Here is a 19,972-nt window from a genome sequence, read left to right on the forward strand (position 1 = left end):
CCGGCTCACGTCCACAGCTGCAGCGCCGCCCCGTCCGGCAGTGTCCGCTCAACAGTCCGGTCGAAGTGGGGATGCGTACGTTGATCCTGCTGGCCCGCAGCCATCCTCATCCACTGGACCTTTCCTGGCTGGTGGTCCTGGACCACGCCATGCTGCACAGCAGCCAGTTCGACGGTCCGCCCAGTCTCCATCCGCGCCTGCCCGCCCAGCCGGGCGAGCTCGGTATGAAGCGGCAGACGATGCAGGAAGGGCTGGAGGTGCTGTTGCGCGCCCGTCTGGCTACGGTCGAGGCGACCGAGGGCGGGATTGTCTACCAGGTGACCCCGCGCGGCTCGGGGTTCGCCGGCATCCTGGAGGCCCCGTACGTCGGCGAACTGCGTCAACGCGCGCAGTGGGCCGTGGAGCAGTTCGCCTCGACCATGGACGCGGTGACGGCCACACGTGACATCACGACCCGCTGGCACAACGAATTCATCACCCAAATGCGGCACTTGGGGGTCGGTCGTGGCTAACTTCACCCTGACCCATCTAACGTACGCCGGTGCGGGCCTGCCGACGGCCCGTGTGGAGTTCGACCCCAAGTTCACGGTGATCTACGGCTCCTCCAACACGGGCAAGACCTTCCTGGTCGACTCCATCGACTACATGCTCGGCGGTCATGTCCGTCCCTCTATCCCGCGCGCCGAAGGATACGGACAGATCCTGCTCGGACTGCTGCTCCCCGACGGCAGCCCTCTCACACTGGTCCGGAAGCCCGGCGGTAAGAGCATTCACGTACACCAGGACGACCTGAGGGAGCTCTCCCACGCCACCCCCAACGTGATCGTCTCGGCCCGCAGGATCCGCAGCCGCCGTGACATCTCGCACTACCTGCTCAGTAAACTGGGGCTGGACGACACCTATGTGCGCACCAACGAGGGCGGCAACACCGAACTGCTCAAACTGGCCGACCTGACCCACCTCAGCGTGGTCACCGACACCCGCATGATCGATCCGAATCCGCCCTCGCAGCGCACCCGCGGCACCGCGGCCAGGACGACTGCGCGCTCGGTCATGAAGCTGATGCTGACCGGTGAGGACGAGCCCCCGGCGACCAAACTTCCCAATGCTGCTCAACGGCGCGTCCAGCGCGGCAAGATCAACCTGATTGATTCGCTGGCACTGGACCTGCACGCCAAATTCTCCCGTGACCAGACCCCCGACGAGCTGCGAGATCAGCTGGCCCGGTTAGAGGACAGTCTCAACGACATGGCCCGCTCGCTGGCCGGCGAGTCCGAGCAGCAGGCCCGCGCCGTCGCCGCCCGTGCACACCTTGCCGAGATGGATGCCGAGCTGGAGGCACGCCTGAGTGAGGTGCTCGACCTGCTGGGGCGATTCGACACCCTGCGTCAGCAGTACGAGACAGACCTCGCTCGCCTGGAGATGGTCAGCGAGGCGGGCAACCTGCTGGGCTACTTCAAGGTCGGCCGCTGCGTATTCTGCGGGGCGGACCCCGAACACCAGCAGGCCCAGCACGGCCACCAGGAGACCACCCAGCTGCACGAGGCCGTGCTTGTCGAGTCGACCAAGACGCACTCCCTGCTCGCCGACCTCCGGCTGACCATTGAGGGGTTGGAGAGCCAACGCGTCGATCTGGCCGAACGCCGCACTGCCCTAAGCACGCAGGCGGCCGAGGCCGACCGGGCCCTGGTGCAGATAGAAGCGCGACTGGCCCCTCTCCGCGATGAACTGCAGGAAACTGTCGACGAGCGACTGCGCGTCGAACGCGACCTGGAACTTCGAGCCAGGCTCGATGAACTGGAAGAGCACCGCTCCCAGCTGGTGGCCCAAGGTGCCCTGCCGTCCAAGCGGCGGGAATCCCTGATCGCGGGCAGGATCCTGTCGTCGTTCGACGAGATCTTCCAACGCACCCTGGATTTCTGGCGGATCCCCGATGTTGAAGGCGCCGGCTACGACCCCTACAGCGGGGACGTCAGTGCTGGCGGAACGGCGCGCGCCGGCCATGGCCGGGGCATGCGCGCATTACTGCATGCCGCGTTTTCCATTGCCCTGGCCCGCTACTGCCTGGACCGCAGACTCCCGCATCTCGGGTTCCTCGTCCTGGACTCCCCCCTGGTTACGTACAAGGAGCCGGACTATGACGCTGACCGCATCCCCCCGAACGTGATCGACCACTTCTACCGCTCGTTCCTGGCCTTCCCTGGCCAGGCCATCGTCGTCGAGAACGCGACGCCACCCCCAGACGTCCTTGAGCACGCACGGATCGTCAACTTCAGCGGCAGCGGGGCCCGCCCTGGCTTTTTCCCCGCGCGTCCCAGCACCACAACCGGACCTGAGCAGCCCCGTACCCGCAGGGGGTGAAGCGCCGAGGGGCCCGGTACGCCTTCTATGTCAAGGGGATCTGTTCGGGCATACGACGGTTGCCGTGAGGGCCTTGCAGTGCTCTCAGGGGTAGCTCAAACGGTAGCGGCTGGCCGAAGCGCGAACAGATACGCCGAACTTGCCCGTGAATCTTGATGGGATGCCTTGCGGCCGGACGCGTCACCCAGGGGGGCGACTAAGGGGGGACTATCCGCATCAGACAACGTTGACTCTGCCAGCGATGGCGCGTAAGCACAGGCCCTCAGTGGCGGTATCGAGCCGGGGCGGCGTACACGTCAGGCCGACGTTGTCCGCAGCCGCATGTGAGACTCGACGACCGTGGCCGAAGTTAACCAGTTTGGCTGCGCTTAAGAACAGGTTGGACCACACTGCTTAGGTGATCAATCTGCTCATTCAGTTGGCATGGCTCGCCGCCCTCCTGATCGCCCTGTTCGCGGCATGGGCCATCTGGGATGCATCCGCACCGCTGCGTCGTCGGATTCGGGTGGGACAGCGTTGGCAAGCGTGGGTTTCAGCCCGCGCGATGCGGCGGGTGCGGAACGCCGTCGTGCACTTAGCGATACCTGGAGTACCAACAGCAACCGGGGTTCCGTGGGTGCTAACGCGCCAATGGTTTAGCGTGGTTGAAGCCGTCAAGGCCTGGTACGTGCTAATGCCGGCGGCGCTCGTTTTGCACGTGATCCGATTATTCGTTCTCATGATCGCGTTGCTCAACGTCGGCTCGATTGTTGCTGCCGCAAAATTCGTCGTGGAGAACCCGCCAGGCAGCAAGCCCGCACCACAGCCGCACTGCCGGACAGCGGATCAGGCCAATGTCCAGCCAGATGAATCTTCCGCTCCTCCTCTCTCTCAGTGTGAGCCGAGCTTAGACCCGCTCGGCTCGCTATGGGGCGTGGGCCGAGAAGCAGTCCACTGGGTGGGGGCGAGAGTGGGCCCGGCAGTGGCCGAGCCTCAGGCTGACATCATCGGCACGGCCAAGGTCCTGACTGCGCTTGTATTGTTAGTAATGGCTGTCCCGTTCGTGCGGGCCATCGTGCCGGTCGCGCACCGCATCCTTGATGCAGACGAGAACGGTCGCCGACCGTGGCAACGCCACGAGACCGCTCCCCATCCTGTGCAGGCAATTGATGTGACCAGGTGGCAGCCGGTGGTGGTGCTTCTGGCTGTCTGCGGAAGCGTTGGACTGGCCCACAAGCAGCTGGAGTCCCGTGATGTGCTTAATGCGCCACGGGTCAGCCTGAAGGCAGCCGAGAGAGTGGTGTGGAACGCTTGGCGGGTCCGGCAAGGATACGTACGGCCGGAGCGTCGAAATCAGTTGAAAGAGCACGCGGCGCAGGTGGTTGGAGCCATTCGCGCAATAGAGTCCAGACAAGATAGCGGAGCCGATACGGGAAAGGTATTCGAAGACACGGCGGCCATGCTGCTAAAGATCGCTCAGCGGTACACCGAGGGGCGCACCTTGGCCCTGCTGGACCCCGCAGACCTCAAGCACGTGACTCCAGCAGTGAATAGGGAGCGCGTGCGGCTGGTCGCCTTCGGATTGATCGTAACGGGAACTGTAGCTGCGGCCATGGCGGTGCCGGGGATGACGGAGCAGGCGGCGACGCCGCTGATCGGGATTGTCTCTTTGATCACCTGGAGTGTGCTGTACGGGGGGCGGATGGTGGGCGCCGGCCTAGTCGATGTGATGAGAGGCCAAAGTCGCACCTAGCGCTTTATCGCGCCGCCGTCATGCCGGCAACCAGTTCCATCGAACTGTCGTAGGCAAGGTGAATATTGCCTGATGCGGCACTTCAAGCACTTTGACGTGCCGTCTAGCTATGCCTGAAAGTCAGCCCCTTCAGCCCCTTTGGTTCCCAAATTTGGGCCGCCGAGGCGGGATCAGTCCGATGTCTCATGAGACACGCTGAGCGCGAAGAACACTTCCCGGCTCACGTCGATCTTGAGGACGCCGAGCTCGGCGTCGAGCCGGTCGCGGGCGGTCATCTCCCGCAGCCCGGACGCCCCGGCCGCGTGCCGCAGCGCCCCAGCCGGTGTCGCTGCTGGTCGGGCACCTTGACGCTGTAAAACTTGTCCACGATCGGAACACGCACAGAGGCTGCCGTGGCGTTGGCCGGACGTCACCAGACCCCCTGGCCTGCTCGGTGTGGCACCTCTACTCAGTATCAGACCGACGGCGTGCGACGATGATACCTCCCAGTGTGCTCTCGGCCGAGGTGAGAGTCTGGTGTGCCTCGACGGCGAAGCCCGCATCGCTGAGCCAAGCGGCCATCCGGTCATGCTGACGACGATGGACATAGAGCCTCATCGGGTGGCCGCCATATCCCTGCGTATGCAGTTTCGACTCATCCCCGACATGAAAGCTGAGGAGCAGCGGCCCTCCTGGCCGCAGCACTCGGTGGAAGTGCCTGAAGACCGAGCTGATCTCGTTGTCGGGGACGTGGATCAGTGAGTACCAGGCGACCAGGCCGGCCATCGAACCATCGTCGAGGGCGAGTTCCGTCATGGAACCGATTTCGAACCTGACACCGGAGTGGTCACGACGGGCCACCTCGACCATCCGCGGCGACAGGTCAATCCCGAACGCGTCCGCGCCCAGGCGCCTCAGATAGGCCGTGATCCGCCCTGAGCCGCATCCGATATCTGCCACCGGGCCCCCGCCGTTGGCGTGCACCAGGTCCGCGAACAGCGCTAGAAAGGTGCGCTCCTCGGGCGTCTCGTCCAGGAGGTTGCGCACGCGGTCCGCGTAACTCGCGGCCACGGTGTCGTAGGACAACCGTGTGTTTTCCAGCCAGCTGTCAGTGTGTGGTCCGATCCCCATGCCCGCAGGCTACTGGCTCCCCAACAGCCCACATGCAACGACCTCGTGGGTCGTGCCTTTTGCGACGGTGGCTCGTTAAGAGACTAATCGGCACGGATCATCTGTCTGTGGCGATGCGCGAGACGACCTGAGCGGGCGTGCGGGCGCAGGCGGTCTTCGGAGTCGCTGCCGGGGTGAGCGTGGTTGGTGACGAGGGTCTGTCCTTGGGCGCCGGGGATCAGCAGTTTCTGGTAGTGCAGTTCCAAGGGGCCGACCTGGGGGTGTTGCAGCAGGCTGACACCGGTGGTTTTTGTGCTTCACGGATGGGTGCGGCTCTGGGCTCATACAAGATTTTCGTAGCCGGTGATCGACCAGAGGTCGTCGTCGGCACGATGCTGCGGGGTGCGGCGGGAGTTTGCGACGAGGATGACGCGCTTGCGTAGCAACTGGATGCCGGCCCTGCCCGCCATCTGGCGTTTGATCACTTTCAGGCCCGTGACCCCTGCCCTCCGCCACTCCGGAACTGTGCGGCAGGGCCACGCCGGCGCGCACCGCGTCGAAGTCGTCGAGGAGTCCGTTGGCGTAGCTGATCAGTTGGGCGATCCCGACCGCCTTCACTCGCGTGGTCCAGCGGTCGAGCAGGTCGGTGCGCCTCTTGGCGAAGACAGCCGCGAAAGAATGGACGCGGTCGTAGAGGGTGTCCAGTTCCGGGCAGCGGTCCAAGAGTTGCTTCAGGATAGCGAGCCGGCCCTCGTCCGGACGCTCCGGCCGGGTCATCAGTAGCCGGGAGACCTCGAACACGCTCCGGGCCGGTGCGGGCTGGGGAAGACCCGTATCCAGGGCTTCGCGCTGAGAGGACACGTAGAGGCGGACTGTGGCCTCGCTGCTGGGGAAGCCGCGTGCGGCGTGGGCGGCCGACACGATCCGGCACAACCGCGCCCAGCCGGCTCGGTTCCTCGCGAGCAGAGTGACCCGGTACCGCGCCTCCACCACGTGGGCCCCGCCCCAACACAGGGGTACGGCGGCGGGGTGTGGGGCCGGAGAGCGTGTACGGGGCGACGGCGACCTCGACGCCGAAGACCGGCCGGATACCGGTGCGCACAGCGGCGTGCGCGAACCGCACCGTCCCGGCGACGGTGTCCCGGTCGGCCAGCGCGAGAGTGCCGACGCCCCGCTCCGCCGCCCTGCGTACGAGATCCGCGGGCAGGGATGCGCCGGAATGTTCGAACGTGAATTCGATTGCGATTCGGGCGGTGGTAGCGGTGTGGTCGGCGCATGTTGCCGCTGATGCGACCTGAATCCCGTGGGGCCGGAGCGAGGTCGGCGACCCCGGCAAGCTGCCCCGGGTGCCGAAGTTGTCCATGTCACCGCCGATGCAGGCGATGAACTCCGCCCCCAGTAACGGGCCCATCCCATGCTGAGGACCACTCCCGCGCGACGGTGTGCTCGGAAACGGAGCGTGATCTTCACGTCGATGTCAGCAATCTCAACGCGTCCGGCGCCAGCATCGCCCTGACCAGGGTGTTGAGTGCGGTTGGCCCCTAAGCGTTTCACCTGGCCAGCTGTGCGCTCGGCCGCCGATGTGCTGGGCTGGGCTGCGTCGTATGGTCGTGTTCATGAACGACGTAGATCTGCGGATGGGCGCTGAGCCGACTGGAGGCGAAGCCTTCGACGCGGCGGAGGTGCGAGTGGAGCCCCTGGTGATGCCGGAGGATGGCGTAGCGCCCCCGGGTGAAGATTGGCTTCCGTGCCCCTGCTGCGGCCACCGGACGCTCGGCGAGCACGGGGGATACGAGATCTGTGTCGTCTGCTTCTGGGAAGACGATCTGGCCCAGATGCGCTGGCCATGGAGCTTTGGGGCCAACGCCGTGTGCCTGGTGGAGGCTCAGCGCAACTATCAGCGCTTCGGGGCCATGGAGGAACGCTTCCTCAAGCGTGTGCGGCCCCCTGCCCGGGACGAACCCTTGGACCCCGGGTGGCGTCCGATCGACCCGTCGCGCGATTCCTTCGAGGATCCGGGCAGCAGCGGTGAGGCGCCGGAGGACCCGAGTGTCCTGTACTGGTGGCGCCCCACCTTCTGGCGGCGTGACAAGCACCCGGTGTCACCCTCTTCTCCGCCTGAGGGCCGAGCTGCACGTGCCTGACGGGGTGGGTGGGTTGCTCTGGCCCGTCAGGAAGCTCAGCGGCCAACCACAGCTGATCGGGCACTGCATCAGCTGGCTGAACTGGCAAAAGTAGGTTGATCACCTGTCGGACAGAGACCGTGGTCCCGGGGTCTGAGCCCGACCGGCAGCCAGCCGCGCACGCACCCTACGGAGCCGGCAAGAAATCCGGACGCTCACGAGGACCCCGCCGAGCGGACCGCCTCCGCTAGTCCGACGGGTACGTAGTGCCGTATCAAGCAACGTTCGCTGGTAGGTCGTGTAACTGGGAGGATCTGTGACATGAGGACATCGGAGATGACTGTCGGGGCGTGGGTCAGGACGAACTTCGACGACCCGGAGCTGCCGGAGGGCAGTGTCGGGGAGGTCGTGACCGTTCACGACGACCTGGGCGACGGTGTCGACGTCCGCCTCAGCGATGGGCGCCTGATCAACATTCTGAGTCATGGCCTGGACCCGGAACCGCAGCCCGGCCGTTGACACGACACATCGCGCGGGGGCGGCAAGACAGCGCGGGTGGGCGTGACTCTGAGCCTCATGGCTGAGCGTGTACGGGTTCGTGAGATTCATGAAAGGGCCCCGCGGAAACGCGGGGGTGAATCCGTGTGGGGGCGAGTTCCGCTGCCCTGCCTCGAAACAGCACTGGATGGCGCTCCACGAAGCAGCGGGTGACGCCGCTCCTTGACACCCTGCTGCTCAGCGGGAGCGAGCTGCTGGCCCACGAGCAGCGTCGAATGCGACCGAGGAAGGCGCGGCGATGAAGGAGCGCGGAGAAGCCGGGGACCGCCGTGAGGAGATGGTTCGGCGGCTTGTCGAGGCTGCCGGGATAGTGATCGACCGCAACGGGTGCGCTGCCGCGTCGACCCTCGAGATCGTGCGCCAGGCCGGAGCCAGTCGTGGAGCGCTCTACCACCACTTCCAGAGCAAGCGGCAGCTCGGGGACGCCGTCCTGTACTGTCAGCGACGGTTCTTCGAACAAGTCTCGGAGCAGGCATGGGCCGGCCCGGCCCCGCAGGTCTGGCTCCAGACACTGATCGACATCAGCCATCACTACACCGTCGGCATCCTGGATGACCCCGTTCTGCGAGCTGCCGTGCGCCTCAGCATCGAGCCGGGTCCGTACCAGAGCGCTGAAAGCTCCGCGGTCCCCGAATCTGCCCGCGTCGCTGACGAACTGCAGGACTACGTCCAGCCAGCAGAGGCTGCCAGGACGCTGGTGGGTTGCTACAGCGGCATCCAACTACTCGCTCTGGCACTCGCGGAAGGGGATGGGTTGCACGCGCAGGTGACCGCCATGTGGCGAATGTGCATGCCAGGAATCGCCCGCAAGAACATCCTCACTCGCCTTCGCCTGGGTCCACCGGGTTCCGGGCGGCCATCGCTCCCTGGCGCACGGCCCTAAGCTTGAGTTTCAACCTCTGTCTGTTCCGATGGTGCCGGGCGGGAAGGTGTGGGGCACACTCTGTAGGTGTCCTCCACCAAGTCACTTGCGGCTGCCGACGAGATACACGCCTATCTCGTTGAGCAGTTGAACTCTGCCCTCCGGCGTCCCGGCATGTTCTCGCAGCGTGACGCTGCGCTGCGGATGCTGGTGGATCACCTGCTGTTCCTGGAACGCAAGCCCGAGGTCTGGGCTGAACAGCAGCGTTCCTGGGCAAGCCGAGGGGCCGGGAGCAGCGCCGGTCTGGTCGGCATGTTCGAGGAGTTGATGCCGGGAGGCTACGACCAGAACTGCGTCGCCTCGGTCTACGCCGAGTTCGCTCACCGCCGCGGCTGGCTCCGGCCCGATCGGGCTCTGCCGGCTGCCGAGCATCGCGTTCTGCGGGCGAGGGTGCGCTCGTGGGCGCAGACGGACCGCTCGTGGGCAGGCGTCCTCTCCGAGTTCGGCACCCCGTCCATCCTGTGCGGAGGTACCAGCCCCCTGTACAGCAAGACGCTGGGCTACCTGGGAGACGACCTCGAGGAGCCCATGGTCTTCTTCCATCTCTGGAATGGCAGCACCACGGCAGCCGAGTCCACGTGGCACGAGCTCGCCGAACCGGTTCTGCTTGCGGTCCGCTTCTCAGACGCGCCCTTTAGCGAAGCCTTCACCTTCACCCCTGAGGGGCAACGACGGCGCCCCGAGCAGTTGCGGCCTTGACCTGTTCCCCTTAGCCGACCCTTCTTCCGGATGGTCGCGCAGCGCGGCTTGGCCACCCGGCCGACGCCGCGTGGGGCTGGGTGGGTGTGGCCGCCACCACCACGCGGACCGTGTCGGCGACCTGCTCCCCCCCCGCCAGTGGAGCCTCCGTTTCCGGCCGGGACCGCTGAGGGGAGAAGTTCGTCGAACCCGCCACGTGAGACACGGTCTTAGACGATCGTCAGGTCGTGAACACGGTTTATTGGACGATAATCGGGGCGTCCTGGCGCGACTATCCGAGGCCGATCACGCCGAAGAAATGATTATGCCGCTGCATGGCGTTAGTCGATCATGTGAGTATGACCGAGCTGGCGATCAGTACCTTGACCTTGCAGCACAGGATCCCGGACGACTGGGCGGCGGACCCATGGGCCGAGGTGCGCCCCCTGATCGATGGCGTCGACGTTCTGAAGGCAGTCCACCCGGAAGGGATGGCACTCAGCCGCCGGCACTGGACAGGTCCTGCCGAGAGTTGGCCACTGGCGGTCACGAAGGAGCCGCGCAGGGTCAAGATCGCCGAGCCGCCCTGCACAGCCGGCTGCTGCGGCGCTCTGTACGTCACCATGCGCCGCGAGGGAGACCGGGTGATCTGGGACGCCTGGGAAAACACCAGCAACGTCTTCGCCCTGCCTTCGGACTTCTGGTTCGACGCCGCCCAGTACGAAGCCGAGCTCGTGCGGGCCGCAGCCGACCGCAGCTGGGAAGAGCCGGTGGACACCATCGCCCGGCTGCTTCATCAGACCCTTGCGGACAGCGGCTGGTTCGAGCGGTGGGGCTGCGTCCTCACGAATGTCTCGCCACGACGCGAGGAGCCCGACATGCCCAAGGAGCTCACCAGCCCCGAGGGGGTCGATGTCAGCTTTGATGAGGTTCAGGCATCGGGGGCGCGTGCACGTTCTTACTGGTACGAGTTGCTCACCACCCACGAGCAATCAGTGGAGGAGCAAGCACGGCAGCTCGCGGCCCGCATTATGGCAGACGACCCGCGGAAGACTGCTGAGCTCGAAGGACACTGAAGACCAGTCCTGAGAATAGTTCTTACAAGGGGAGTTTGGCGAGTTTCTTGCAGCAGGTCAGGCTGTGGCGACGCGAAGGTCGGTGCCGCGGGCCGGTCACGACGGGAGGACCGCTCCCGCGCTGACCGCTGCAGGTCAGCCATCCCGGGGATGGGGCGAGGCGCACCGGAATATCTGAAACGGGCGGTGTGCAAGCGATGTTGGGTGTGTACTGGGCTGAATGAGGGCAGCCGTTCGCACCGTTGCCGACGTGTGGGGGAGGGAGCCGAGGGTGGGCGTGGAGCGTATGCCACTGGCGGGTGGCGGGGAGATCCTGTTCGAGGCTGCGCCGGAATTGCGGTCTCCGGCGGGCGAGGGACCGGTGAAGGCCGGTCGGGTTGCGGACGCGGTGAGGGACCTCCCGCGGACGGTACAGGATGCGCTGGTGCCGGTTCGGGAGATGGCTCAGGCGGCAGTTGCCCAATTGCGGGAGGCCGGTCCGGCGGAGGTCGAGGTGGAGTTCGGGGTGACCCTGTCGGCGCAGGCGGGTGCGGTTATCAGCAAGGGCGAGGCGGTGGCGCATCTGAAGGTACGGGTGCTGTGGCGGGACGGGGCGGGCGCGGGCGACACGTCGTGACTGGGGGGCTTGGCGATGGGGGATGAACTTGGTTCGGCCGCCGGTGAGGTGAGTTCCGGCGGGGGTGGCGTTCGGGGCTTCGGTGACAGGCAGCACTCATGGGCTTCCGCGGTCGTCCAGGTCCTTGCCGGTACCGGCGACGTGGCCGGGGCGGGATTCCTGGCAGATGAGGGGGTCGTCGTCACTTGTGCGCACGTGGTGCGGGCCGCCGGGTGCGGCCCGGGCGACGAGGTGGGAGTGCGTTTCCCGCATCTGCCCTCAGCCCCTGTGGTGTCGGGCGTGGTCCTCGCGGAGGCGTGGCGGGCACCGGAGGCGGAGGACGTCGCGGCTGTCCGGATGGCGAACGTGCCGGTGTCGGCCCGCCCTCTGGCGCTGGGGTCGGCAACGGGAAGCAGGGGACACCCGGTCAGCTCGTTCGGATTTCCCACCCAGGCACCTGAGTTCGGGCACTTCGGGCACGGAACTGCCGGTGACACGCTGCCCACCGCACGCATGGGCACTCAGCTGCAGTTGACCCGTGCCAATGATCTGACGACCGGTTTCAGCGGCGGCCCGGTGATCGATGACATGACCGGCCTTGTGATCGGGATGGTGACGGCGATCACCGCTCCGGATCCGTACAACAGGGGGCAGGGCATCGCCTACGCTACTCCCGCGGAGGTGCTGCGAGAGGCGGTGCCCGGGCTGGCGGAACAGCGGGTCTGTCCCTACCCGGGGCTGGAGCCGTTCACCGCACAGGACGCTGGGTGGTTCCACGGCAGGGACGCGGCGGTGGACAGTGTCCTGGAGGCGCTGCGTCGGCACCGCTTGGTACTGCTCCTGGGCCCGTCCGGCGCGGGCAAGTCGTCCCTGGTCCAAGCGGGCGTTCTGCACGCGTTGTCCGAGGGGCGGCTGCCTGGGAGCGACCGGTGGGATCGTGTGGTGGCCCGGCCGGGCCAGAACCTGGCGGCGGAGCTGGAGCGGGCAGGCCTGCCCGGAGCCGGGGCCGCAGGGATCAGGAGCACGATCGAGGGCCGACTCGCGGCGGGACCGGACGGGGAGCGCTTGCTGCTGGTCATCGACCAGTTTGAGGAACTCCTCGCGAGGCCAAGCGCCGACGTCCGCCGGGCCGCCGACGACCTGCTCGCCGTGGTGGACGAGTGCCCCACCTCCAGCGTGGTCCTGGTCATGCGCAACGACTTCTTTCCCCGCTTGGCCGAGGTGTGCCCCCTGTTGCTGGCGGCGGCGACGCCCGGATCGGTGAATGTCCCCGCCCAGCTCACGGCATCCGAGTTGCACGCCATCATTACCCGCCCCGCGGTGGACGCCGGTGCCCGTTTCGAGGACGGGCTGGCGGAGGGCATCGTCGACGATCTCCGCGCGGCCGACCCGGACGGGGGAACTCCGGCCACCCTGCTGCCGCCTCTCCAGTTGGCACTGGCCCAGCTGTGGGAACGCCGCACCGACGGGCGCTTGACACATCGGGCGTACCAGCGCATCGGCAAGGTTTCCGGGAGCCTGACCGATTGGTGCAACAACGCGGTCGGCCGGCTGCCTGCCGGGCACCGGCCCGCCGCGCGCCGGATCCTGACTGCGTTGGTCCGCCCCGCCGACGACGTCCGGGGTATCCCGGCCGCCCGTCAGCAGGTTCCGCTCGCACGGCTTCGGGCCCTGGCTACCGACGTGACGAGCGCCGGCCCTGTCCCTGGCGAGATCTTCGACGAGGTCGTGGCCGCGTTGAGCCGGGATCGGATCATCATCACCGGCACGGTTCCGCGTCCTGATGGTGAGCCTGGTGCACCGATCGCGGAACTCATTCATGACGCGTTGATCCGGGACTGGGGCGACCTGCGCGAATGGGTCACTCGTGACCGCCGGTTTCAAGGGTGGTTGCACCGCGTCACCGAGCAGCGCGACCGCCACACCTGGACGGGCCTCTCCGCAGACCTGCTCCGCGGCACGGACCTCGCCGAGGGCATGGACTGGTCCGGGCAGCGGTCGCTGCCCACGGAGATCACCGACTACCTGACTGCCAGCGAGCGCCACCAGCAGGCCGCTGTCCGCCGCACCCGCCGCCTCAACAGCATCCTCGTTGGTCTGCTCGCCCTCGCCCTGATCGCCGCCGGCCTGGCGGTGTGGCAACGCCAGGAAGCTGTCGCGGCAGAGCATGAGGCCCAGTCCCGGCAGCTTGCCGCCCAGTCCGAGGCACTGATCGACATCGAGCCCGAACTGGCGTCGCTCTTGGCCGTGCACGCCTACCGCACCTCACCCACCGACGAGGCCCACGCGAGCCTCCTCCAAGCGGCAGACCTGGGGCTCACCTCCCTCCTGACCGGCCACTTGGACCAAGTAGACGCGCTCGCGTTCGGTCCGGACGGCCGGACGCTGATCTCGGCAAGTGGCGACAGTGCGGCTCTGACCTGGGACGTCGAGTCGGGTGAGCAGCGGGGAAAGCCGATGACCGGTCGCACTGGCAGGGCAGTTGGCGGTGCGACCGTGGCCTTGAGTCCGGATGGCCGGACGCTGGCCTTCGACGCCTCGGGATCGGGCAGCGACGAGTTCGTGGTGCGGTTGAAAGACATGGCGTCGGGAGAGCAGCGCGGGGAACTGCTGACAGGTGAAGACGGTTCGGTGATGTCGATGGCCTTCAGCTCGGACGGCAAGACACTGGCCACGGGTGATTTCAACGACACCGTCCGGTTGTGGGACGTCGCTTCGGGCAAACCTCTCCGGGCACCGCTGGGAGGCCACAGCGGTTGGGTGACGTCGCTGACGTTCAGCCCGGACGGCAGGACGCTCGCCTCGTACGGCAGTGACTTTACGGTGCGGCTGTGGGATGTCGCTTCGGGAGAGCAGCGGGGTGAACTGCCGGCCGGACGGGTGGGCTCGCTGTCGTTGGCGTTCAGCCCGGATGGCCAGACGCTGGCCGGGGGCAGTATCGGTGGAAAGGTGCGGCTGTGGAACTGGGCTTCGGGAGAACAGCAGGAGGAACTACTCACCGGTAAGGACGACTTGCTGATGTCGGTGGCATTCAGCCCGGATGGGCAGACCTTGGCCGCAGGCAACAGCGACGGCGTGGTTCGGTTGTGGGATGTCGCTTCGGCTTCCCAGCGGCGGGAGCTGCTGACCGGCCAGGCGGGCGAGGTGATGTCGATGATGTTCAGCCCGGATGGCGGGTCGTTGGCCGCAGGCAGCGAGGACGGCACAGTACGACTGTGGAACCTGGTTACGGGGGAACAGCAGGAGGAGCTGCTGACCGGCGAAGACGGCCAAGTTGTGTCGATGGCTCTCAGCCCGGATCGCGGGTCGTTAGCCGCAGGCAGCGAGGACGGCACAGTACGACTGTGGAACCTGACTTCGGGCACAGGGCCTGCGGAGCTGCTGACCGGTGAAGGCGTCCCGGTTGACGCGATGGCGTTCAGCCCGGATGGCCGGTCGTTGGCCGTGGCCTGGAGGGGCGGCCCGGTGCGGCTGCTGGACAAGGCCACAGGGCAGGCGCGAAGGGTGCCACTCACCGGCCAAGCCGGCGAGGTGGTGTCGTTGGCCTTCAGCCCGGATGGCCAGACGGTGGCCTTGGGCGGCAGCGACGGCACAGTACGCCTGTGGGACGTGACTTCGGGTGAACCGCGGGCGAAGTTCCATATGGGCAGGGACGACTTGGTGCTGTCGCTGGCGTTCAGTCCGGACAGCCGGACACTGGCCGCAGGCAGAGGCGAGCGCACGGACTTTCGGTCGTCGGCCGCGCGCAGCGGATACGGCGTGGTCCGGCTGTGGGATGTGGCATCGGGTCAGCAACTTGAGGAACTGCTGATGGGTGACGACGACCTGGTGGGATCGCTGGCGTTCAGCCCGGACGGCCGGACACTGGCTGCGGGCAGCGAGGACGGCACAGTGCGACTGTGGGAGACGGCTTCGGGAGACCAGCAGAACGAACTCCCCACGGGCACGGACAAACTGGTGGGTTCGTTGGCGTTTAGTCCGGACGGCCGGTCTTTGGCCGCGACCGGCGACAATCGTGCGGCCACGCTGTGGGATCTGGCATCGGGACAGCGGCGGCGGGTGCCACTGACTACCCAAACGAGCAAGGTGGTGTCGTTGGCGTTCAGCCCAGATGGCCGGACGGTAGCCTCCGGCGGTGACGACGGCATGGTACGGCTGTGGGACATGGAACTCCCCGGCACGACAGCAGCGATCGAACAGATCTGCCGTGCCCTGCACCGAGATTTCACCCAGGAGGAACGCTCCCAGTACCTTCGAGGAACGCGAACCGACCCGGTCTGCCCCCGATGACAACGAACGGCGAGTCAGCCGCCCGCCCTGGTCCGCCGCACCAACCAGCTCGTTGTCACGGCCGTTCAGGCCGCCGAGAATCAGCACACCGCCGTTCCGGCAAGTAGATCAGCGTCCAGGTCGTGAGGTCGTGCACTCCCCCGCGAAGGCGGCTCGCCGGGACCGCCGGCCTTCTTCCACGCCGCTGCCATCGACACCTGCCCGTTCGCCGAGATCCCGTCGGTTGCCGGGGCCCGGTGGGTGCTCTCTCCCCCGTCTGGTCGGCGAGGTCGGCTGGGGCGGTGGGTGGACAGCCAGTCCCGATCGGCGTCGGTGATCTCGTCGTCGACCCAGACGAACGGACGCCCGCCCGCCCCTGCGGCCAGGGTTCGAGTCTTCCAGTGGAGCGCGGCGTCGGAATTCCGCCAGCCGTCAGCGGTCGAGCGAGGGAACCTTGATCGTGCGGCATAGCGGCAGCCACGGGACCTCCCGACCCCGGCCGCAGCGCCATCCCGTGATTTCCCGGCCACCGGGCCGCAAAGACAGCAGGAGAACGCCGTGGCTCAGCCCAGACAGCAAGCCTCACCTGCGGTGCTCGTCCAGTTCCTCATGCTGGCACTGGCCTGGGGATCGAGTTTTCTGTTCATCAAGATCGGCTTGGAAGGGCTCTCACCGAGCCAGATGGTGCTGGGGCGCATGCTGACCGGAGCGGCCGCCCTGCTGGCCGTGACAGCGGTGACCCGGCAGGGGCTGCCGCGGGATCCGGTGGTGTGGGGCCACCTTGCCGTGGTGTCGATGCTGCTGTGTGTCGTGCCGTTCTCTCTGTTCACCTGGGCCGAACTGTATGTTTCCTCCGGGCTCGCCAGCATCTACAACGCGACGACCCCGTTGATGACCTTGCTGGTCGCCTCGGTCGCCCTGCCCGAGGAGCGCCCGAACCGGAGCAAGCTGGCCGGAATGGTGATGGGATTTGCCGGTGCCGTGGTGGTCCTTGGCCCCTGGAGCGGATTCTCCGGCGGTGAAGGCCCGGCACAAGCCGCCTGCCTGCTGGCGACCCTCTGCTACGGGCTGGCCTTCGTGTACATCCGGCGCTTCGTCTCCCCGCGCGGACTGCCCGCACTCCCGGTGGCGACCGTCCAGGTCGGTCTCGGCGCGGCGGTCATGCTGCTGCTCGCCCCGTTCACCGCGACCGCCCCCGTCCATCTCTCCTTGCCCGTCGTCCTCAGCGTCACCGCTCTTGGCGTGGCCAGTACAGGTCTGGCGTACCTGTGGAACACCAACATCGTCTCCGCATGGGGCGCTACCAACGCCTCGACCGTCACCTACCTCACTCCGGCAGTAGGCGTGACCCTGGGCATCGCGGTACTCGGCGAAGCCATCTCCTGGAACCAGCCCGTGGGCGCACTGATCGTCATCGCCGGCATCGCCCTCAGCCAAGGCCGTGTCCCCTCGCGTCGACACGTCGGACCACTGCCCCACCGGACGACCGCCACAGCGCACCCAGCCGATCAGACCGAGCCCACACGTTCCGCCCCGTGAACGGCACCCCGTGCTGTGAAGACACCGACGACGAGTAGTGCCGGTAGGCGTTCACAGCTTCCGGGCAGCCGCGAAGCCTCCCGTGGGGAGCCGGGAGGAGCGGCAGGCCCCGCCCGCGACGGGGGACGCGGGCAGGGCCTGAGAAGGGAAACCTCACCCGGGAAGGGGCGGTCTCACCACAACCACCATGCACCCGAAGCCATTTCAGCGGAGAGGTATGACCAGGAGGAGAGGACCTGCCCGGCTACTTCTCGGCGGTTGGCCCGTACTGCTCTCCGTCGTCGTAGATCGGGTCGGTTGGAGTGTCCTGCGGAGGCAGGGCGTCTGGGTTGGGCCCGTAGGTTGCTCCGTCGTCGTAGATGCCGCTCATGGCCGCAGTCCTCACTTCCGGGTGGTGCGCTCGGCACAGTCTCACATGCCGTCATCCCGTCGTCGTGCGGGAAGCCGATCCGCCAACCCGCAGAATCTTCCTGTCCAAGCCGCGGCGGGCGGCCGCCGAGACACCCCCTGGCGCCGGAGGTTGGCCGCTTGGTCGCCGCGCCCCGGGACCGTGACGGCGATGCCGCAGCGACGCAGCAAGTGCCGAATCGCCGGGCTGAAGTGGCCTTGTCACCCAGGACTCAGGTCGATGTCCTGCGTGGGTGGCCGGCACCGACTCTCGGTACGCGGGTCCTCGTGGACCTGGCCGAAGCCATCGAAGTCGTTGACGTTGCCGGGCGTGAGCGCGACGGGCAGAGGCCCTCCGGCCGTCGAGGGCGAGGTGGACCTTGGTGGTCAGCCCGGCTCGGGACCGGCCGAGGGCCTGGCGCGTCTGCGAGCGGCCCGAATCTTCCAGTTCGTCCCCGTCTGCGGCCCCTTTTTGCGGGCACCGGCGGCGTGCTGATGGGCACGGTTGACCGTGGAATCGACGGCGACGGTCCACTCCACCCGGCCCACCGCGTCGTCGTGGACCTGGACATGTTCCAGCAGCTTCGCCCAGGTCCCATCCGCTTCCCAGCGGGCGAACCGCTCGTAGACGGTCTGCCAGGGTCCATACCGCTCGGGCAGATCACGCCACGGAGCCCCGGTCCGCAGCCGCCACAGCACCCCGTTGACCACCTGCCGGTGATCACGCCACGGACGACCACGTCCGTCCACCCGCGGCAACAAGGGCTCTATTCGCTCCCACGCCGCTTCCGTCAACTCGCCTCGACCTGCCACAAGATCAATGATCAGAGTGCTCGTGCTTGGACTCTCGGGCGGGGTCTGTCATGAAACGGCTCAGCCGGTAGGGGGTCGGCACCGCCAAGCGTCCGCACAGCGTGTCGATCCGGATCATCGACGCGTCGACTCCAGCTTCCCGAAGACGGCGCAACCTCGTACGCATCTCCGCCTGGTCCGGGGTCTCAACGACCACTTCCCACTGTCCCGCGTCCTGCCCGGTGCGAGCAGCAAGCCGCTGCCGCGCATCCTCTTGCCGCCGCCTTCTTTTCCCCTGTCCTGGCACCTGCCCAGAATCACTGGCTGACGTCAGGACGGCAAGGCATTTGGACCGAGCACACACACGCTCGGTGATCATTTGTCAGACACCCCCTAGTAGTGCTTCGTTAGGTTCTTCGTCTGGTTCTGTTGCGGGGTAGGGATCGGCCGCAGGTGGTGCAGGTGCCGGTCCAGCACTGCAGCAGGTCCTGAAGGGTGTCGAGGACCTGGTAGAGGGTCAGGCCGGCGTGTGGGCTTTTGGGTCGAGCCGCCGCAGGGTGAGGAAGGCCTGGGCGGCGGTGACGAGGGTGACGTGGTGGTGCCAGCCGCGCCAGGTGCGGCCTTCGAAGTGGTCCAGTCCCAGGCCGTGCTTGAGCTCGCGGTAGTCGTGTTCGATGCGCCAGCGCATCTTCGCCCAGCGGACCAGGTCGGCGACCGGGGTGGTGGCGGGCAGGTTCGAGATCCAGTAGCCCGTCGGGGTGTCCTGGACGTGCGGCCACTCGACCAGCAGGGTCCGGGCGGGCAGGACACCGTCCCACCGGTTGCGGCCGCCGCCCGCGGTCTGGGCCGCGGCCAGGGACTGTTTGCCCGCAGGCCGGATGGTCAGGACGGTGAACCGCGAGGTCATCGGGCCTTTGCTGCCCTGTCTCCAGGTGACCTCGGAGAAGTGTTCCGGAGCGGTTTGTGCCGCCAGCACGCAGATGGCTCGGGGCGGGGCGGGGTGCGGTAGCGGGGCAGGGTCGGCGGTCCGAGCCCGCCATACATGTCGCGTCGGCTTCTCGCCCCTCACCACGTACGACACGTGAGGTGATCACCCGAGGTGGCAGAGCTAACTGCCCCACTCCGCACGGTCCTCCCACCGGGCCACCGGCCCGGCTACGACCGAACGGAGCAACACCATGCCTCTTCCCCTCGCCCCCCAATGCCGCAACCGGCACTGCGGTGACCGGCTCGTTCCACGCCCCGACAACACCCCTGACACCTACTGCCTCGCCTGCGCGGACCTCGCCGACGACCACGATCAGGGTGAGCACGACCACGACAGCCATGAGCACTGCCCCGCCTGCCAACCCTGATCCGCACCCCAAACGCTGCCTGGCCCACCCCATCTGAGGGTGGGCCTGTCGCGTTCGCCCGCTACCGCTAACGCCGCCTGCTGCCCGCCGCGCCTGCCCGTTCGTCTGCTCGCGCGTCCGCCACCGCTACCGTCCCGCTACTGCCCGCCCGCCGCCCGGCCAGGAGCCCGACCTGCCCGTACCCCGAAAGCCCAGGTCCGGCCGTCCGGCTGTTGCCAGGCTTTCCTGCCCATCCCGCACGCTGCTCCACACCAGCCACCGGCCCGCCCCCCTGCCCCGCCCCTTCCGGCCGCACGCCGGGTCTTGCGGGGGTTGCCCCCAGCCGGGGGAGTATCGCAATGCCGGAAGGCGCTCCCGCACCCATCCCCTCACCCGGGTGTGGTCGAGCCCCCGGCCGCCGGACCGCCCCCACCCCCCGGGGCGGTCCGGCCACCCGCCCCCCCGGGGGCCGGCCCCCGGGGGGGCCGGCCCCCGCCCACCCCCACCGCACGGCGCA

General features: G+C 67.4%; 16 protein-coding genes and 4 pseudogenes. 12 read left to right on the forward strand and 8 right to left on the reverse strand.

Features of this window, described 5'->3' with window-relative positions:
- Window positions 1–17 precede the first annotated feature (17 nt).
- From DTB53_RS35975 to DTB53_RS36730, 3 genes are all read left to right on the forward strand, one after another.
- Entirely contained in the window at window positions 18–512 is a 495-nt protein-coding gene (locus DTB53_RS35975; protein WP_307886417.1) for an ABC-three component system middle component 2, read from the forward strand.
- Entirely contained in the window at window positions 505–2,361 is a 1,857-nt protein-coding gene (locus tag DTB53_RS35980; RefSeq protein WP_069631259.1) for an ATP-binding protein, read from the forward strand. The genes DTB53_RS35975 and DTB53_RS35980 overlap by 8 nt, the downstream gene beginning before the upstream one ends.
- Before the next feature lie 397 nt (window positions 2,362–2,758).
- Entirely contained in the window at window positions 2,759–4,093 is a 1,335-nt protein-coding gene (locus DTB53_RS36730) for a hypothetical protein (protein ID WP_141727093.1), read from the forward strand.
- 444 nt (window positions 4,094–4,537) lie between these two features.
- Here the strand turns inward: DTB53_RS36730 and DTB53_RS35995 are convergent, their stop codons facing one another.
- The 4 genes and pseudogenes from DTB53_RS35995 to DTB53_RS36010 form a co-directional block, all read right to left on the reverse strand.
- Complete coding sequence (locus tag DTB53_RS35995; RefSeq protein ID WP_069455789.1) at window positions 4,538–5,203, reverse strand: class I SAM-dependent DNA methyltransferase; 666 nt, start codon at window positions 5,201–5,203, stop codon at window positions 4,538–4,540.
- Window positions 5,204–5,286: 83 nt separating this feature from the next.
- A pseudogene (locus DTB53_RS36000) lies at window positions 5,287–5,481 on the reverse strand (MmyB family transcriptional regulator); the annotation flags it as partial.
- Window positions 5,482–5,523: 42 nt separating this feature from the next.
- Window positions 5,524–5,667, reverse strand: a complete 144-nt coding sequence (locus DTB53_RS37085; protein ID WP_164361722.1) for a hypothetical protein — start codon at window positions 5,665–5,667, stop codon at window positions 5,524–5,526.
- A 418-nt stretch (window positions 5,668–6,085) separates the two neighbouring features.
- Window positions 6,086–6,428: pseudogene (locus DTB53_RS36010) on the reverse strand (PHP domain-containing protein); the annotation flags it as partial.
- A 370-nt stretch (window positions 6,429–6,798) separates the two neighbouring features.
- On the opposite strand from DTB53_RS36010, the gene DTB53_RS36015 reads away from it, so the two are divergent.
- The 6 genes from DTB53_RS36015 (at window position 6,799) to DTB53_RS37090 (ending at window position 11,155) form a co-directional block, all read left to right on the forward strand.
- Complete coding sequence (locus DTB53_RS36015) at window positions 6,799–7,326, forward strand: CPCC family cysteine-rich protein (protein WP_069455793.1); 528 nt, start codon at window positions 6,799–6,801, stop codon at window positions 7,324–7,326.
- A gap of 315 nt (window positions 7,327–7,641) precedes the next feature.
- Complete coding sequence (locus DTB53_RS36020; protein ID WP_141727092.1) at window positions 7,642–7,824, forward strand: hypothetical protein; 183 nt, start codon at window positions 7,642–7,644, stop codon at window positions 7,822–7,824.
- A 277-nt stretch (window positions 7,825–8,101) separates the two neighbouring features.
- On the forward strand, window positions 8,102–8,746 hold the full coding sequence (locus DTB53_RS36025) for a TetR family transcriptional regulator (protein WP_069455785.1): 645 nt from the start codon (window positions 8,102–8,104) through the stop codon (window positions 8,744–8,746).
- Window positions 8,747–8,812: 66 nt separating this feature from the next.
- On the forward strand, window positions 8,813–9,484 hold the full coding sequence (locus tag DTB53_RS36030) for a hypothetical protein (RefSeq protein WP_069455784.1): 672 nt from the start codon (window positions 8,813–8,815) through the stop codon (window positions 9,482–9,484).
- Window positions 9,485–9,822: 338 nt separating this feature from the next.
- Window positions 9,823–10,539, forward strand: coding sequence for a hypothetical protein (locus tag DTB53_RS36035; protein ID WP_069455792.1), 717 nt, complete (start codon window positions 9,823–9,825; stop codon window positions 10,537–10,539).
- 271 nt (window positions 10,540–10,810) lie between these two features.
- Window positions 10,811–11,155 carry a CU044_2847 family protein gene (locus DTB53_RS37090; RefSeq protein WP_159402339.1) on the forward strand — a complete coding sequence of 115 codons (345 nt, stop codon included), beginning with the start codon at window positions 10,811–10,813 and terminating at the stop codon, window positions 11,153–11,155.
- Between the two features lie 96 nt (window positions 11,156–11,251).
- Here DTB53_RS37090 and DTB53_RS38090 read toward each other — a convergent pair whose 3' ends face one another.
- Window positions 11,252–11,407 carry a hypothetical protein gene (locus tag DTB53_RS38090; RefSeq protein WP_370454260.1) on the reverse strand — a complete coding sequence of 52 codons (156 nt, stop codon included), beginning with the start codon at window positions 11,405–11,407 and terminating at the stop codon, window positions 11,252–11,254.
- On the opposite strand from DTB53_RS38090, the gene DTB53_RS36045 reads away from it, so the two are divergent.
- Both DTB53_RS36045 and DTB53_RS36050 read left to right on the forward strand, forming a co-directional pair.
- Window positions 11,354–15,424 (forward strand): nSTAND1 domain-containing NTPase, encoded by a 4,071-nt coding sequence (locus DTB53_RS36045; RefSeq protein ID WP_370454258.1) that lies wholly within the window; start codon window positions 11,354–11,356, stop codon window positions 15,422–15,424. The two genes, DTB53_RS38090 and DTB53_RS36045, sit on opposite strands and share 54 nt — an antisense overlap.
- A gap of 537 nt (window positions 15,425–15,961) precedes the next feature.
- Window positions 15,962–16,942, forward strand: a complete 981-nt coding sequence (locus DTB53_RS36050; RefSeq protein ID WP_236586299.1) for a DMT family transporter — start codon at window positions 15,962–15,964, stop codon at window positions 16,940–16,942.
- Window positions 16,943–17,186: 244 nt separating this feature from the next.
- Here DTB53_RS36050 and DTB53_RS37835 read toward each other — a convergent pair whose 3' ends face one another.
- The 3 genes and pseudogenes from DTB53_RS37835 to DTB53_RS36065 all read right to left on the reverse strand — a co-directional run.
- Window positions 17,187–17,312 (reverse strand): hypothetical protein, encoded by a 126-nt coding sequence (locus DTB53_RS37835; RefSeq protein WP_256090892.1) that lies wholly within the window; start codon window positions 17,310–17,312, stop codon window positions 17,187–17,189.
- Window positions 17,313–17,409: 97 nt separating this feature from the next.
- Window positions 17,410–18,142: pseudogene (locus DTB53_RS36055) on the reverse strand (IS5 family transposase); the annotation flags it as partial.
- A gap of 496 nt (window positions 18,143–18,638) precedes the next feature.
- Window positions 18,639–19,162 (reverse strand): annotated as a pseudogene (locus tag DTB53_RS36065) (transposase); the annotation flags it as partial.
- Window positions 19,163–19,299: 137 nt separating this feature from the next.
- Here DTB53_RS36065 and DTB53_RS37095 point away from each other — a divergent pair.
- Window positions 19,300–19,476, forward strand: coding sequence for a hypothetical protein (locus DTB53_RS37095; RefSeq protein ID WP_159402340.1), 177 nt, complete (start codon window positions 19,300–19,302; stop codon window positions 19,474–19,476).
- The last annotated feature ends 496 nt before the right edge of the window (window positions 19,477–19,972 follow it).

It is taken from the genome of Streptomyces griseus, from assembly GCF_900460065.1.
Classification (GTDB): Bacteria; Actinomycetota; Actinomycetes; order Streptomycetales; family Streptomycetaceae; genus Streptomyces; species Streptomyces griseus.